This window comes from Sphingomonas parapaucimobilis NBRC 15100, assembly GCF_000787715.1.
Lineage (GTDB): Bacteria > Pseudomonadota > Alphaproteobacteria > Sphingomonadales > Sphingomonadaceae > Sphingomonas > Sphingomonas parapaucimobilis.
In genome coordinates, this window is the sequence record NZ_BBPI01000037.1 from 1 (window position 1) to 15863 (window position 15863).

At 66.6% G+C, this 15863-nt stretch carries 16 protein-coding genes; 3 read left to right on the forward strand and 13 right to left on the reverse strand.

The window, feature by feature from the left end; genetic code table 11:
- Positions 1–249: 249 nt before the first annotated feature.
- The 7 genes from rplQ to SP5_RS07525 all read right to left on the reverse strand — a co-directional run bounded on the left by rplQ (position 250) and on the right by SP5_RS07525 (position 5554).
- Positions 250–672, reverse strand: coding sequence for a 50S ribosomal protein L17 (gene rplQ, locus SP5_RS07495; protein WP_042486385.1), 423 nt, complete (start codon positions 670–672; stop codon positions 250–252).
- 260 nt (positions 673–932) lie between these two features.
- A complete protein-coding gene (locus SP5_RS07500; RefSeq protein WP_042486388.1) occupies positions 933–1997 on the reverse strand; it encodes a DNA-directed RNA polymerase subunit alpha in 1065 nt (354 codons plus the stop codon).
- A gap of 88 nt (positions 1998–2085) precedes the next feature.
- Positions 2086–2475: a 30S ribosomal protein S11 gene (rpsK, locus tag SP5_RS07505; RefSeq protein WP_042486392.1), complete on the reverse strand. Its 390-nt coding sequence runs from the start codon at positions 2473–2475 to the stop codon at positions 2086–2088.
- A gap of 93 nt (positions 2476–2568) precedes the next feature.
- Complete coding sequence (rpsM, locus tag SP5_RS07510) at positions 2569–2937, reverse strand: 30S ribosomal protein S13 (protein WP_042486395.1); 369 nt, start codon at positions 2935–2937, stop codon at positions 2569–2571.
- A 158-nt stretch (positions 2938–3095) separates the two neighbouring features.
- The gene (locus SP5_RS07515; protein WP_042486397.1) at positions 3096–3344 is read right to left on the reverse strand and encodes a hypothetical protein; all 249 of its coding nucleotides are present in this window, start codon (positions 3342–3344) and stop codon (positions 3096–3098) included.
- A 165-nt stretch (positions 3345–3509) separates the two neighbouring features.
- Positions 3510–4865, reverse strand: coding sequence for a sensor histidine kinase (locus SP5_RS07520; protein ID WP_042486400.1), 1356 nt, complete (start codon positions 4863–4865; stop codon positions 3510–3512).
- A complete protein-coding gene (locus tag SP5_RS07525; RefSeq protein WP_042486454.1) occupies positions 4862–5554 on the reverse strand; it encodes a response regulator transcription factor in 693 nt (230 codons plus the stop codon). The genes SP5_RS07520 and SP5_RS07525 overlap by 4 nt, the downstream gene beginning before the upstream one ends.
- A 359-nt stretch (positions 5555–5913) precedes the next feature.
- Here SP5_RS07525 and SP5_RS07530 point away from each other — a divergent pair, with 359 nt between their 5' ends.
- The 3 genes from SP5_RS07530 (at position 5914) to SP5_RS07540 (ending at position 9932) form a co-directional block, all read left to right on the forward strand.
- Positions 5914–7374 (forward strand): sensor domain-containing diguanylate cyclase, encoded by a 1461-nt coding sequence (locus tag SP5_RS07530; protein WP_042486468.1) that lies wholly within the window; start codon positions 5914–5916, stop codon positions 7372–7374.
- 80 nt (positions 7375–7454) lie between these two features.
- Positions 7455–7697 carry a DUF333 domain-containing protein gene (locus tag SP5_RS07535; protein ID WP_198930501.1) on the forward strand — a complete coding sequence of 81 codons (243 nt, stop codon included), beginning with the start codon at positions 7455–7457 and terminating at the stop codon, positions 7695–7697.
- Positions 7698–7760: 63 nt separating this feature from the next.
- Complete coding sequence (locus SP5_RS07540; protein ID WP_042486402.1) at positions 7761–9932, forward strand: primosomal protein N'; 2172 nt, start codon at positions 7761–7763, stop codon at positions 9930–9932.
- Positions 9933–10235: 303 nt separating this feature from the next.
- On the opposite strand, the gene SP5_RS07545 is transcribed toward SP5_RS07540, so the two are convergent.
- The 6 genes from SP5_RS07545 to SP5_RS07570 all read right to left on the reverse strand — a co-directional run bounded on the left by SP5_RS07545 (position 10236) and on the right by SP5_RS07570 (position 15735).
- Positions 10236–10487, reverse strand: a complete 252-nt coding sequence (locus tag SP5_RS07545; RefSeq protein WP_007405041.1) for an ATP synthase F1 subunit epsilon — start codon at positions 10485–10487, stop codon at positions 10236–10238.
- A gap of 74 nt (positions 10488–10561) precedes the next feature.
- Positions 10562–12034 carry a F0F1 ATP synthase subunit beta gene (gene atpD, locus SP5_RS07550; RefSeq protein ID WP_042486472.1) on the reverse strand — a complete coding sequence of 491 codons (1473 nt, stop codon included), beginning with the start codon at positions 12032–12034 and terminating at the stop codon, positions 10562–10564.
- A complete protein-coding gene (locus SP5_RS07555; RefSeq protein WP_042486405.1) occupies positions 12034–12627 on the reverse strand; it encodes a hypothetical protein in 594 nt (197 codons plus the stop codon). The genes atpD and SP5_RS07555 overlap by 1 nt, the downstream gene beginning before the upstream one ends.
- Complete coding sequence (locus SP5_RS07560) at positions 12627–13502, reverse strand: F0F1 ATP synthase subunit gamma (RefSeq protein WP_042486407.1); 876 nt, start codon at positions 13500–13502, stop codon at positions 12627–12629. The genes SP5_RS07555 and SP5_RS07560 overlap by 1 nt, the downstream gene beginning before the upstream one ends.
- A 126-nt stretch (positions 13503–13628) precedes the next feature.
- A complete protein-coding gene (gene atpA, locus SP5_RS07565; RefSeq protein ID WP_007406897.1) occupies positions 13629–15158 on the reverse strand; it encodes a F0F1 ATP synthase subunit alpha in 1530 nt (509 codons plus the stop codon).
- A gap of 7 nt (positions 15159–15165) precedes the next feature.
- Positions 15166–15735 (reverse strand): F0F1 ATP synthase subunit delta, encoded by a 570-nt coding sequence (locus SP5_RS07570; protein WP_042486475.1) that lies wholly within the window; start codon positions 15733–15735, stop codon positions 15166–15168.
- Between the last annotated feature and the right edge of the window lie 128 nt (positions 15736–15863).

Sequence of the window (15863 nt, forward strand, 5' to 3'; positions counted from 1 at the left end):
TGGGCAGAGTTGATCGTTTTCGACTCTAATCGATGCGGGGGCATCGTTTACCTGAAACTGGGATGGGGGAGGGCGCGCCACGGGCGATGGTCTCGGTGAGACCCCCTGCCCTCCCCCAACCCCTCCCGTTCACGGGAGGGGAGGAAGAAGAGCCCCCCTCCCGCTTGCGGGAGGGGGAGCCAAGCATAAAAAAGGGCCGCTCCATTGCTGGAGCGACCCTACCTTGAAAGTCTTCAGGGAAGCGCGAAATTACGCGGCTTCGTCGAAATCTTCCTCGTTCATGACCGGACCCGAATCCTGGCCCTTCGCCGAGACGTCGCGATCGACGAACTCGATGATCGCCATCGGCGAGGCGTCCGAGGCGCGGATGCCGGCCTTGATGATGCGGGTGTAACCACCGTTGCGATCGGCATAGCGCGACGCCAGAACGTCGAACAGCTTCACCAGCTGCGCGTCGTCGAGCAGACGGGCATGGGCCAGACGACGGTTCGACAGACCGCCCTTCTTTGCCAGCGTCACCAGCTTTTCGACATAGGGACGCAGTTCCTTCGCCTTGGCGACGGTGGTGGTGATCTGCTCATGCTTGATGAGCGCGGCCGACATGTTGCGGAAAAGCGCAATACGATGAGCCGAGGTACGCTGCAGCTTACGGCCGCCGACGCGATGACGCATGGGTAGTTCCTTCGTTCGTTAAGGGGCCGTTTGACGGAAACCCCAGACCTGGTGACCGTTGAGGCCGTCACCTTCGCCTATTCAAATCCTCCCCATCACCGATGGGGAGGGGGACCGTCGCGAAGCGATGGTGGAGGGGCCGGGCCGTCAGGACCGGATCACGGCGAAGCCGCGATCCTGACGTCGAACGGGTCGCCCGTGGGCGACCCGCCGGCCGGACTTTCGCCGTCTCGCGGATAGCATCGCTATCCGCGTGCGGCTCAGCCCATGATCTCCTGTTCCAGCTTCTTGGCCATTTCCTCGATATTCTCGGGCGGCCAGCCGGGGATTTCCATGCCCAGGCGCAGACCCATGGACGACAGCACTTCCTTGATCTCGTTCAGCGACTTGCGACCGAAATTCGGAGTACGCAGCATCTCGGCTTCGGTCTTGCCGACCAGATCGCCGATATAGATGATGTTGTCGTTCTTGAGGCAGTTCGCCGAACGCACCGACAGTTCCAGCTCGTCGACCTTCTTGAGAAGGTAACGGTTGATCTGCTGGGCGTCGCTCTGCGGCTCGCCACCGGCGGCGGGGATCGCCGCCTGGCCCACGGGAGCCGCGCGGGTGAGCGCCGAGTCGTCGAAATGGACGAACAACGCCAGCTGGTCCTGGAGGATGCGTGCGGCATAGGCCACGGCGTCTTCCGGGGTGACGGTGCCGTCGGTCTCGATCGAGAGCGTCAGCTTGTCATAGTCCAGGTCCTGGCCGACGCGGGTCGGATCGACCTTGTACGACACCTGACGGACCGGCGAGTACAGCGCATCGACCGGGATCAGACCGATCGGCGCATCGGCCGGACGGTTCGACGCGGCGGGGACATAGCCCTTCCCGATGTCGGCGGTCAGTTCCATGTTGAACGTCGCGCCTTCGTCGAGATGGCAGATCACCAGGTCCTTGTTCATGACCTCGATGTCGCCCGAGACGGCGATGTCGCCGGCCTTGACGGTGGTCGGACCGGTCGCCGAGAGCTGGAGACGCTTGGGGCCTTCGCCCTGCATGCGGATCGCGAGCTGCTTGACGTTCAGCACGATGTCGGTGACGTCTTCACGCACACCGGCGAGCGACGAGAACTCGTGCAGCACGTTCTCGATCTTGATCGAGGTCACCGCCGCGCCCTGGAGCGACGACAGGAGAACGCGGCGAAGCGCGTTGCCCAGCGTCAGGCCGAAGCCACGCTCCAGCGGTTCGGCAACGAACGTCGCCTTCCGCTTGCCATCGCCACCCTTTTTCTCGAGCGCGTTGGGCTTCTTCAGTTCCTGCCAGTTCTTTGCGTTGACAGACACGTGGTTCCCCTGAGTTGTGGGCCGGAACGGGGACGGTTCCAGCCATGGAGAGAGGCATGGCCGACTCGTCAGCCGGCCATGGGAAGCATCAGACGCGGCGACGCTTGGAAGGCCGCACGCCGTTGTGCGGGATCGAGGTGACGTCGCGGATCGAGGAGATCTGGAAACCGACCGCCTGCAGCGCGCGCAGCGCCGACTCGCGACCCGAACCCGGACCCTTCACTTCGACTTCCAGGGTGCGGACGCCGTGCTCGGCGGCCTTCTTGCCCGCGTCTTCCGCTGCGACCTGGGCCGCATACGGGGTCGACTTGCGCGAGCCCTTGAAGCCCATCATGCCGGCCGACGACCACGAAATGGCGTTGCCTTGGGCATCGGTGATGGTGATCATGGTGTTGTTGAAGCTGGCGTTCACATGCGCGACGCCGGCGGTGATGTTCTTGCGCTCGCGACGGCGAATGCGCTGCGGTTCACGTGCCATTAGATGAAAGTCCTGACCTAGTATCCTGATGCGGAGGTCGGCGGGCGGTCAGCCACAAGCCTGCCTCCGGCGGAGTAATTCGCCCGGGGCGAATTACTTCTTCTTGCCAGCGATCGGCTTCGCCTTGCCCTTGCGGGTACGAGCGTTGGTGTGCGTGCGCTGGCCGCGGACCGGCAGGCCCTTGCGGTGACGCAGGCCGCGATAGCAGGCCAGGTCCATCAGGCGCTTGATGTTCATCGCGGTTTCGCGACGCAGATCGCCCTCGACCGTGTGATCGGCGTCAATCGTCTCGCGGATCTGGAGCACTTCCTGGTCCGAAAGGTCTTGGACGCGACGATCGGCGGCGATGTTCAGCTTGGCAGTGATCTGCTTCGCCTTGGCCGGACCGATGCCGTGGATATAGGTCAGCGCGATCAATACGCGCTTGTTGGTCGGGAGGTTAACACCCGCAATACGTGCCATGAAACTTGTTCTCCTAGCTCCACGGAGCATGGCATGGCCGCACATGCTCCATCTCAACGCGATGGTTCCGCCACGCGGAATGGCGACGCACGTCACGCGCGCGTCGTTCAACCGGGGGTGTTGGAAGGACGGTCCGTTAAGCCCCGCGCAACACCCTGTCAAGCGATCGGTTCCACAAACTTCGCCGATTGCAGCCGCTTGAGCGTCAGCCAGCGGCGGAAGGACACGATCGCCCATATGATCTCGACCACCCCGAACGGCCATGCGCCCTGAAGAAAGCCATAGGCCGACCCCGCGACGCATCCCAGGCAGAAGCCCAGCGTCCACCAGTGCGAACCCGATTCCATCGCATAGCAGACCAGGGTGAAGGAAACGGCGATAAGGCCGAACAGGGAAAGCGTGTCCATGTCGCGGGGTGTAAAGCGCCGGGGCGGCAGGGCAAGTCCGATCCTCCCCGGCACGGGGAGGTGGCAGGCGCAGCCTGACGGAGGGGGACTTCCACACAGGACGCGCCTGTGCCGCACGCCCCCTCCACCAGCTTCGCCGGTCCCCCTCCCCGTGCCGGGGAGTATTTAAGGAATCACCAGTCGCGCGATCAGGCCCGGCGCATTGTCGGCCAGCTCGAATCGACCGCCATGCAGCCGCGCCACCGCCTCGATCAGCGCCATGCCCAGCCCGGCCCCCGGTGTCGTCCGTGCGGTGTCGAGTCGTCCGAAGCGCTTCAACGCCTGCGCCCGGTCCGCCTCGGCGATACCGGGGCCATGATCCTCGACCTGGAAGATGATGCCCTCCGCCCCCTCGCGCAGCCGCAGCGTCACCTCGCCGCCCGACGCGCCATGCTTCAGGGCGTTGTCGATCAGGTTGGACAGCGCCTGACTCATCAGTTCGCGGTGCAACGGCAAAGGTGCGGGGCGCGCCTCCACCTCGATCAGGAAGCGCAGGCCGGCCTCCTCGGCGACCGGGGCATAGAGTTCGCCGATCTCCTCGACCAGCTCGACCGGCGAGGCCAGGGTGAAGCGGTCGCGCGTCACCGACTCGGACCGGCTGATCTCGATCACCATGGTCAGCATCCGCATGATGAGATCGGTTTCGACCAGCAGGCCGCCCAGCGCCGCCTCGCGCTGGGTCGGGTCGGCGATCAGCACCGCCTGCTCGGTCTTGGTGCGCAGCCGGGCGAGCGGCGAGCGGAGATCGTGCGCCAGGCTGTCGGTGACGACGCGCAGCTCGGCCATCAGCTGCTCGATCTTGCCGAGCATCGCATTCAGCCGCTCGGCCAGCCGGTCGAAGGCGTCGCCCTCATCATGGCCGTCACGCACCAGACGGACACGGCGGGTCAGATCGCCCTCACCCGCCGCGTCGATCACCGCGACGATGGTATCGAGCCGCCCCGTGACATAGCGCGCCAGCACCAGCCCGGTGCCCGCCCCCAGCATCAGCGACAGGAACACCGCCAGCGCCAGCGCACGCTCGATCGCGACCTGCTGCGCCTCGATCAGGTCGAGCGGACGCCCGACCAGCAGCCAGTCATTGCCGATGGGATGGAGCGTATAGCCCGCCTCCCGCGCGTTCCATACGCTGTCGCGGCCCAGCACCGCGATGCGGAACGGCGTGTCGGCCAGCGGCACGGCCAGATGGCGCGGCGCATAGCCCGCGATCCGGTGCCCCTGCGGATCGAAGATCGCCAGCACCAGCGACACGTCACCCGGCTCGCGCGCTTCCTTGATTGCATCGGCGAGTGCGGGGAGCGCGCCGGTGCGCCACACGGCGCGCAGCGCATCGGCCTGTTCGACGATCTCGCGGTGGAGCGCCGCCACCGCATCGGCGCTCGTCTGTTTCCAGATGAAGCCGACCAGCGCCAGATTGGATACCAGCGCGAGGATGATCGACAGCAGCGCGATCCGCGCCGAGATCGTCAGCCGGGGCTTCACCCTTCGACGGCCAGCCTATAGCCCGCGCCGCGCACGGTATGCAGGATCGGGCTGCCGAACCCCTCCTCCAGCTTGCGGCGGAGACGACCGATATGGACGTCGACCACGTTCGAGCCCGGGTCGAAATGATAGTTCCAGATCTTCTCCAGCATCATCGTGCGGGTGACGACCTGACCGGCATGACGCGCCAGGAATTCCAGGAGGTTGAACTCGCGCGCGCCCACCGGGATGATCTTGCCCGCCCGCGTCACGGTGCGTGCCAGCAGGTCGATCTCCAGGTCACCGACGCTCAGCTTGGTCCGGGTCGGCTCGGAGGCGGCGCGGTCGGAACGGCGCACCAGCGCCTCGATCCGCGCCGACAGCTCGGCGAAGGAGAAGGGCTTGCACAGATAATCGTCCGCCCCCGCCTTCAGCCCGTCGACCCGGTCGTCGACCGTGGCGAGCGCCGAGAGCACAAGGACCGGCGTCGCGATGCCCGCGGCCCGGATCGCACTGACCATCGCCAGCCCGTCCAGGCGCGGCAGCATCCGGTCGGCGATGATCAGGTCGAATATGCCCTCGCTCGCCAGGAACAGGCCGTCGCGGCCGTCCCCGCACTGCTCGACGGCATAACCCGCCTCGGCCAGCCCCTTGGCGACATAGGCGGCGGTCGAGGCGTCATCTTCGACGATCAGGATCTTGCGGCTCATCGGCTCGTCTGCTCCGTCATTGGGCGACATTCATGATTGCGGCGGCATCTCGGGGTCGCTCAATCCCGGCTCACCGCTGCTGCCGCCAAGGAAAGACCGGCGGGAAGCGCTCTTCCCGCCGGTCGCGACGGCACCCCCGGGAGTATCGGGTGCCGAGCTCTTCGAACTCCGTGGGGCAAAGGGCTACAGCCCGGCGGGATACCCCGGGGTGACCATAATGTGACAAATACGTCATCCATCCCATCCCCGGTTCGGCCGGTCGCGTTCTGTCATTTCGATCGCACAAAAAGTCGAATAAATTCTTATGCTTCCATCATTTTTAAGGTTTTGAAAATTCTTTGGGCTATGGTTCGCACATCATGATGGAAGCCCCCCTTACCATCCCCGCGCCGTTCGACGAAGAACGGCGTCTGGCCACGCTTCAGGCGCATGCGCTGCTCGACAGCGAGCCGGAGGCGGAATTCGATGCGCTCGTCTCGCTGGCCGCCGACATGCTCGGCTGCCCGGTGGCGGCGCTGACCCTGGCGGACCGGGACCGCTTCTGGGTCAAGTCGGCGATCGGCGACCTGCCCCGGCAAATGCCGCGCAACGTCGCCTTTTGCGACCATACCATCCATTCGAGCGACGTGACGATCGTCCCCGACCTCAGCCTGGATCCGCGTTTCGCGGTCAATCCGTTCGTGACGGGCGAGGCGGGGACGCGTTTCTATGCCGGGATGCCGATCCGCGTGCCCGATCTGGACGGCGCGCCCCAGGCGATCGGGTCGCTGTGCGTGATGGACGCCACGCCGCGCTCGCTCAGCCCGGCGGGGGAACAGACGCTGCGGCATCTGGCGCGACTGACCGAGGCGCTGATCGCCGCGCGGGCCATCGCCCGGCGGGCCAACGCCATGGCCGAATTCAGCGACCGCCAGGCCGCCGATCTGCGCGCCAAGGACCGCACCGTTCGCCAGGTCGAGCGGCTGGCGATGATCGGATCGTGGCGGATCATCCTGGCCGACGGCCAGGCCATGTGGTCCGAAGGCGTGTACCGCATCCACGAACTGCCCGCGGGCCAGCCCTGCACGATCGACCAGGGCCTGTCCTATTACCCGCCCGCCGCGCGCGAGGTGCTGCGCAAGACGATGGCGCAGACGGTGCGCAGCGGCGAGCCGTTCGACATCGAGCTGGACTTCATCACCGCACTGGGCCGCAAGCGCCGGGTGCGCGTGATGGGCGAACGGGAGATGCTGGACGGCGAGCCGTACGGGCTGGTCGGCATGTTCCAGGACGTGACCGAGCGCCACGCGCTGGAGACCCAGCTGCGCCGCAACGCCGATACCGATGCGCTGACCCTGCTCGCCAACCGCGCCGCGTTCGACCGGACGCTGGAGGCGGCGATCGCCGAGTCCGTCGGCAAGGGCACGGCGCTGGCGCTGGTCCTGATCGATCTGGACGGGTTCAAGCTGATCAACGACACGCTGGGCCATCCGGCAGGGGATGAGGTGCTGCGCATCGTCGGCCAGCGCCTCCGCTCCGACTGGCTGGACGGCAGCTTCGTCGCGCGGCTGGGCGGTGACGAGTTCGGGCTGATCGTCCACGATCCCGCGCTGCTGGCCGATATCGACGCCCTGCGCGCGCGGATCGAGGGGTTGCTGGCCATCACGATCACCATCGACAAGCTGACGATGAGCTGTGCGGGCACGGTCGCGGTGACGCTGCGTCCCGAGGATTGCCGGACCAACCGCGATTTCATGCACCATGCCGACAGCCGCCTCTATGGCGCCAAGCGCGACCGGGTGGGCGAACGGCGACGCGGCGATCGACGGCGGGCCAACTGAGCCGCACGCGCGCGTCGGTCATCCTGCGTTCAATTCAGCCGTCCTATCGCGCGATCTCCACCTCAAGGGAGACCGTAATCGTGAAGAAGGCCGCTTTCCTCGCCATCGTCGTCGCCACCATGCCCGTGGCCGCCACGGCGATGCCCAACCCCGCCTCCACCTTCTGCGCCACCATGGGCGGCCGGTCGGTTTCGGCCAAGCTGGCCAATGGCGGGACAATCGGCCTGTGCTATTTGCCGGGCAAGAAGATCGTCGAGGAATGGACGCTGCTCCGCATGTTCAACGGCAAGAAGCCCGCACCCCGGCATAATCCGTTCCGCTGACGCATCCGCGCGCGCAGGCACCGGCCCTTCCCTCCCGGCCCCACCGCCCCATATAGCGGGTCCATGTCTTCGCGCGCCCGCGTCCTTGTCCTGAACTCCGCGCTCGGCCCCCTCGATTACCGTGTGCCACACGGGCTGGCGGTCGAGCCGGGGTCGATCGTCGTCGCGCCGCTCGGCCCGCGCCAGCTGTTGGGCGTGGTGTGGGAGCCGGAGCGGATGCCCTCCGATACCGAGGTCGGCGACAACCGCCTGCGTCCTTTGCTGGGCGTGGCGGACGCGCCGCCCTTGCCCGATGCGCTGCGGCGGCTGATCGAGTGGACGGCGGACTATTATCTCGCCCCGCCCGCTGCCGTGGTGCGGATGGCGCTGTCCTCCACCTCGGCGCTGGAGGGCGCGCGGACCGTCACCGAATATCGCGTCACCGGCCATGTCCCCGACCGCCTGACCCCGCAGCGGGCGCAGGCGCTGGAGCGGATCGGCGACCGCCAGGGCCTGATTCGCGAACTGGCGACGATGGCCGACGTCTCCGACGCGGTGATCCGGGGGCTCGTCAAGAACGGCGCGATCGAAGGCGTCGAGGTCGATATCGACAGCCCCTTCCCCCTGCCCGACCCCGACCATCACCGCCCGGTCCTGTCCGAGGATCAGCGCGCGGCCGCGGACATATTGGTCGTGGGCGTCACCTCGCACAGCTTCCAGCCGGTGCTGCTCGACGGCGTCACCGGATCGGGCAAGACCGAAGTCTATTTCGAGGCTGTGGCGCAGGCCGTGTCGGAGGGGCGGCAGGTGCTGGTCCTGCTCCCCGAGATCGCGTTGACCGAGCCGTTCCTCAAGCGCTTCCACGACCGTTTCGGCTGCGAGCCGGTGGCGTGGCATTCGGGTCTGCGCTCGTCGCAGCGGCGTCGCGCCTGGCGGGCGATCGCCAGCGGTCAGGGGCTGGTGACGGTCGGCGCGCGCTCGGCCTTGTTCCTGCCCTATCGCAATCTCGGCCTGATCGTCGTCGACGAGGCGCATGAGACCAGCTTCAAGCAGGAAGACGGCGTTCACTATCACGCGCGCGACGTGGCGGTGATGCGCGGCAAGTTCGAGCCGTGCCCGGTCATCCTCGCCTCCGCCACCCCCGCGATCGAAACGCGGCAACAGGTCGCGTTGGGCCGCTATACCGACGTCAAGCTGCCCGGCCGTTTCGGCCCCGCGCAGATGCCGAGCATCGAGGCGATCGACCTGATCCAGGACCCGCCCGAGCGCGGCCGCTGGATCGCACCCAAGCTGGTCGCGGCGATGAAGGAAACTCTGGAGAAGCGCGAACAGTCGCTGCTCTATCTCAACCGGCGCGGCTATGCCCCGCTGACGCTCTGCCGGACCTGCGGGCATCGGTTCCAATGCCCCAATTGTACCGCCTGGATGGTCGAGCACCGACTGGTGCGGCGGCTGGCCTGCCATCATTGCGGCCATGTCCTGCCCACCCCGCGCGCCTGCCCCGAATGCGATGGCGAGGATACGCTGGTCGCCTGCGGCCCCGGCGTCGAGCGGATCGCGGACGAAGCCACCGCCCTGTTCCCCGAGGCGAAGATCGCGGTCGTCACCTCCGACACCATCTGGTCCCCCGCCAAGGCCGCGGAGTTCGTCGGGCGGATGGAGGCGGGCGATATCGATATCGTCGTCGGCACGCAGCTCATCACCAAGGGCTATCACTTCCCCAATTTGACGCTGGTGGGGGTCATCGACGCGGACCTGGGGCTGGACGGCGGCGACCTGCGCGCGGCGGAGCGGACCTTTCAGCAGATCCGCCAGGTGTCGGGCCGCGCCGGGCGCGGGGCCAAGCCGGGCCATGTCTTCATCCAGACGCACAGTCCCAAGGCTCAGGTGATGCAGGCGCTGGTCACGGGCGATGCGGAGGCGTTCTATGCCGCCGAAACCGAGGCGCGGCGGGATGCGGATGCCCCGCCCTTCGGCCGCTATGCCGCGATCATCGTGTCCTCGGAGGATCAGGGCGCGGCCCAGTCCACCGCCAACGTCATCGCGCGCGCGGCTCCCAAGGTCGACGGCATGCACGTCTTCGGGCCTGCGCCTGCGCCGCTGGCGATGCTGCGCGGACGGCATCGCTATCGGTTGCTGGTCCACGCCCGGCGTGCGCTGGCGGTGCAGGATGTGATCCGCGAGTGGCTGGGCGGGCTGGAATGGTCCGCCAAGGTGCGCGTTGCGGTGGATGTGGACCCGTACAGCTTTTTGTAAGCGGCGCTTTTTCTCCCCTCCCGCAGGCGGGAGGGGTCGGGGGAGGGCATGGGGTCTCACCGAGAAATTCGCTTGCGGCTTTCCCTCCCCCATCCCGTCCCGCCTGCGGAAGGGGCGTGCTTGGGGCTGATGGTTTCGCGTGGCCTTCGACTACGCTCAGGCTGAACGGCGGTTTGGGATGGCCACCTTCCCCACGCTCCGTTCAGCCTGAGCGCAGTCGAAGGCCACGCCCCACCCACGCCCCAAACAAAAACGGCCGCGACTTCCGCCGCGACCGTTTCAAAACCCGGTTAAGGAAGCCCCTTACCCCGCATGCTCCGCCAGCACCGTCAGGCCCTTCGGCCCGACCTCGGCAAAACCACCGCGGATCTGGATCGACTCCGGTTCGCCCTTGTCGGTGCGGTAAACCTGGATTGCGCCGTCGCGGATGGTCGACATGAAGGGCGCATGGCCCTCCAGCACGCCGAAATCGCCCTCGGTGCCGGGGACGACCACCATATGCACCTCCTCCGAGCGGAGGAGCTTTTCGGGCGTGACGAGTTCGAAGTGCAGCATGGTCTAAAATCTCGCATCGCTCTCCCCGCCGGGGAGAGGAAAGAGGGGACGGCCGAAACCGTCCCCCCATGTCATCAGGCGTCCTGCGCCAGCTTCTCGGCCTTGGCGACGGCTTCGTCGATGCCGCCGACCATGTAGAAGGCCGCTTCCGGCAGATGGTCATACTCGCCGTCGACCACCGCCTTGAACGAACGGATCGTGTCTTCGATCTGGACGAACTTGCCCGAGATGCCGGTGAAGACTTCCGCGACGTGGAAGGGCTGCGACAGGAAGCGCTGGATCTTGCGGGCGCGCTGGACGGTCAGCTTGTCCTCTTCGGACAGCTCGTCCATGCCCAGGATCGCGATGATGTCCTGCAGCGCCTTGTAACGCTGGAGCAGCGACTGGACCGCACGCGCCGTCTCATAATGCTCCTGGCCGACGATGCGCGGCTCCAGCACGCGGCTGGTCGAGTCGAGCGGGTCGACGGCCGGGTAGATGCCCAGTTCCGAGATGGCGCGGTTGAGCACGGTCGTCGCGTCCAGGTGGGCGAACGAGGTGGCCGGCGCCGGGTCGGTCAAGTCGTCGGCGGGCACGTACACGGCCTGCACCGAGGTGATCGAACCCTTGTTCGTCGAGGTGATGCGCTCCTGCAGCGCGCCCATGTCGGTCGACAGGGTCGGCTGATAGCCCACGGCCGACGGGATACGGCCCAGCAGCGCCGACACTTCCGCACCCGCCTGGGTGAAACGGAAGATGTTGTCGACGAAGAACAGCACGTCCTGGCCTTCCTGGTCGCGGAAATATTCCGCGATGGCGAGACCCGACAGCGCGACGCGAGCGCGGGCGCCCGGCGGCTCGTTCATCTGGCCATAGACCAGCGCGACCTTCGAGCCCTCGCTGATCGCATTGCCCTCGGCGTCCTTGGCGATGACGCCCGCGTCGAGGAATTCGTGATACAGGTCGTTGCCCTCGCGGGTCCGCTCACCGACGCCCGCGAACACCGAGGTGCCACCATGGCCCTTGGCGATGTTGTTGATCAGTTCCTGAATCAGAACCGTCTTGCCGACGCCAGCGCCGCCGAACAGGCCGATCTTGCCGCCCTTGGCGTACGGAGCCAGCAGGTCGATGACCTTGATGCCGGTGACCAGGATCGCGCTCTCGGTCGACTGCTCGATGAACTCGGGCGCCTTGGCGTGGATCGGCGCGCGCAGGTCGGTGGCGACCGGGCCACGCTCGTCGATCGGCTCGCCGACGACGTTCAGGATGCGGCCGAGCGTCGCGGGGCCGACCGGAACCTGGATCTGGTTGCCGGTGTCGGTCACGGTCTGGCCGCGGGTCAGGCCCTCGGTCGTGTCCATCGCGATCGTGCGGACGGTGTTCTCGCCCAGATGCTGCGCGACTTCGAGCACCAGGCGGGTGCCGTTATTGTCCGTTTCCAGCGCCGACAGGATCGCGGGCAGGTTTTCGGGGAAGTGAACGTCGACGACCGCGCCGATGACCTGGGCGATCGTGCCGACATTGTTGGTGGCCGTGGTCGGCCGGATGTCCTCAGCGGCGGTTGCCATCATTGCTTCCTTGGTTCGGTAGAGCCCGACATAGCTTCGGGGCGGGCTTCGGGGCGGGTAAAGGTTACGACCAGACGACGGCCACCGTCGATCTTGTCACGGGTAACACGGTAATCGGCGCCGGTCAGGTGGCCGGTGGTGGCGCTTTCGGTCTGGATCGCGGCCGAAACCGTATCCTTGCCGTCCAGACCCAGCTGATCCATCGGCTTGGTCACCCAGCGGATGAACTGCGTCTTGGCGAACGGGCTGGTGTCGAGATTGACGATATCGAGCGAGAAGCGAAGCTCGTTGAGCTGCTTCGCATCGCCCTCGACGATCAGATTGCCCATGTTGACCGGCGATACCGACGGATCGGCCATCGGCGTGGCCTGCGCGATCGCACGATACTGGCCCTGGACGGGCGCGTAACCGCTCATGCGAAAGCCCATCCGGTCGAGCAGGCTGACCGTCTCGGGCGCATTGGCGAACACGGTCGCCCAGCCGCCCGACACGAACGGCGTCGGCGAGGCCTTGGGCGCGTCCTTCGGCTGGTCGGACGCCCGGCCGCATCCGGCCAGAGCGACCGTCAGGCCCAGAAGGAGCGCGAGACGCATCAGAGCGCCTCGGCGCCCGAGATGATCTCGACCAGTTCGGTGGTGATCGCGGCCTGGCGCGTACGGTTATACTGGATCGACAGGCGGCGGATCATGTCGCCCGCATTGCGCGTGGCATTGTCCATCGCGTTCATCTGCGAGCCGTAGAAACCGGCCTGGTTTTCCAGCAGCGCGCGGAAGATCTGCACCGCGACGTTGCGCGGCAGCAACGCGTCGAGGATATCCTCTTCGCTTGGCTCGAACTCGGCGACCGCCTCGACCGAGGTTTCGGCCTTGCTGGGCGCGGGCATCGGCACGGGGATCAGCTGCTGCGAAACCGGGTCCTGCACCAGCGCCGAGACGAACTTCGAGTAGAACAGGTGCGCGACGTCGAACTCGCCGCGCTCGAAACGGGCGATCAGGTCGTCGGCGATCTCGCGGGCGTCGTCGAACTTGGGCGCCTTGATCGCGCTCATGTCATGATCGGCAAGGATCGCGTTCGGGAAGAAGCGCTTCAGCACGCGCCCCTTCTTGCCCGCGAGGTAGAACTTCACCGTCTTGCCCTGCGCGGTCAGCTCTTCGGCCTTGCGGCGCGCGGCGCGGACGATGTTGGTGTTGAACGCACCCGCCAGGCCACGCTCCGAGGTGGCGACGACCAGCAGCTGGACATCGTCCTTGCCGGTGCCCGCCAGCAGCGGCGACGCACCGACGCCACCGACGCGCGCAGCCATGCCGGCCATCACCGCTTCGAGACGCTCGGCATAGGGACGGCCGTTCTGCGCCGACTCCTGCGCGCGGCGCAGCTTGGCGGCGGCGACCATCTTCATCGCCTTGGTGATCTTCTGGGTCGACTTGACCGAGTTGATCCGGATCTTGAGGGCCTTGAGGCTCGCCATCTTCGTCCTTCTGCCTCCCTCTCCCCTCGCGGGAGAGGGTCGGGGTGAGGGTTTGCCACGGGCGGGGTCGCTTAGGGCGCCCCCTCACCCAACCCTCTCCCACCAGGGGAGAGGGCTATGTCTGCTTTACGCGAAGATCTTCGCGAACTGGTCGAGCGCGGCCTTGAGCTTGCCCTTGGCCTCGTCGCCCAGATCCTTGGTGTCGCGGATCATCGCCAGCACATCGGCATGATCGTTGCGCAGGTACGCCAGCATCGCCGCTTCGTAGCGCACGACCTGCGCCACCGGAACATTGTCGATGTAACCGTTGGTGCCCGCGAAGATCGACGCCGTCTGCTCCTCGAAGGGCAGCGGATTGAACTGCGGCTGCTTGAGCAGCTCGGTCAGGCGCGCACCGCGGTTCAGCAGCTTCTGCGTCGAGGCGTCGAGATCCGAGCCGAACTGCGCGAAGGCGGCCATTTCGCGATATTGGGCCAGCTCCAGCTTGATCGAGCCCGACACCTTCTTCATCGCCTTGGTCTGCGCGGCCGAGCCGACGCGGCTGACCGACAGGCCGACGTTGATCGCCGGGCGGATGCCCGCGAAGAACAGGTCGGTTTCGAGGAAGATCTGGCCGTCGGTGATCGAGATCACGTTGGTCGGGATGTACGCCGACACGTCGCCCGCCTGGGTCTCGATGATCGGCAGTGCGGTCAGCGAACCGGCGCCGTTGGCGTCGTTCATCTTGGCCGCACGCTCGAGCAGACGGCTGTGCAGATAGAAGACGTCGCCCGGATAGGCTTCACGGCCCGGCGGACGGCGCAGCAGCAACGACATCTGACGGTACGCAACGGCCTGCTTCGACAGATCGTCGAACACGATCAGCGCGTGCATCGCGTTGTCGCGGAAATACTCGCCCATCGCGGTGCCGGTGTAGGGCGCCAGGAACTGCAGCGGGGCGGGCTCCGAGGCGGTCGCGGCGACGACGATGGAATATTCCATCGCGCCATTCTCTTCGAGCGTCTTGACCAGCTGCGCGACGGTCGAGCGCTTCTGACCCACGGCGACGTAGATGCAGTAGAGCTTCTTCGACTCGTCGGTGCCCGCGTTGACCGTCTTCTGGTTGATGAAGGCGTCGATCGCGACGGCCGACTTGCCGGTCTGACGGTCGCCGATGATCAGCTCGCGCTGACCACGGCCGACGGGGACGAGGGCGTCGATCGCCTTCAGGCCGGTCTGCACCGGCTCATGCACGCCCTTGCGCGGGATGATGCCCGGCGCCTTCACCTCGACGCGGCGACGCTCGGTCGCCTCGATCGGACCCTTGCCGTCGATCGGGTTGCCCAGGCCGTCCACGACGCGGCCCAGCAGGCCACGGCCGACCGGCACGTCGACGATGGTGCCGGTACGCTTGACGGTGTCGCCTTCCTTGATCTCGGCGTCCGAGCCGAAGATCACGACGCCGACATTGTCGGCTTCGAGGTTGAGGGCCATGCCCTGAACGCCATTGGCGAACTCGACCATCTCGCCCGCCTGGACATTGTCGAGGCCGTAGATGCGCGCAATGCCGTCACCGACGCTCAGCACCTGGCCGGTCTCGCTGACCTGGGCCTCGGTGCCGAAATTGGCGATCTGGTCCTTGATGACCTTGGAGATTTCTGCGGCGCGGATATCCATGGGAACGTCAGCCTTTCATCGCGCTGGCGAGCGCATTCAAACGGGTGCGGATCGAGCTATCGATCATCTGGGAACCGATGCGGACGACAAGCCCGCCGAGCAGGTCGGGATCGACCGACAGGTCGACCGACACCTCGCGACCGACGCGGGTGCGCAGCTGCTGCTTCAGCTCGGCGACCTGGGCCTCGGTCAGCGGGTGGGCGCTCATCACTTCGGCCGCGACCTCGCCGCGATGGCGGCTGGCCAGCTGGCGAAAGGCACGGATGATCTGCGGCAGCGCCGACAGGCGCCGGTTCTCGGCGAGGACGCCGAGGAAATTCTTGGTCACCCCGTCCAGGCCCAGCGTGTCGGCCACCGCCAGGATCGCCTTGACCGCCTGACCACGGGCCACGACCGGGCTCTTGGTCAGGGCGACCAGATCCTTGTCGGCGGCCAGCGCATCGCGCAGGGTCACGAGGCTGGCCTCGATCGTGTCGATCGAACGGCCCTGTTCGGCCGTTTCAAACAGCGCGAGCGCATAACGACCACCCAGGCTCGCCTGGATGCCGCCTGTGCCGCTTATAGTACCGCCGGACATCTCCACGGATGCGAATTCCTCGAACAACGAACGGGTTGGCCCCATGGGGAACGGGGCGCGAAAAACGCGCCTCCGATGGGTTGGCGGGCGGTTAGCATCGGGAACCTTTGGATGCAAGCTGCGTGGCA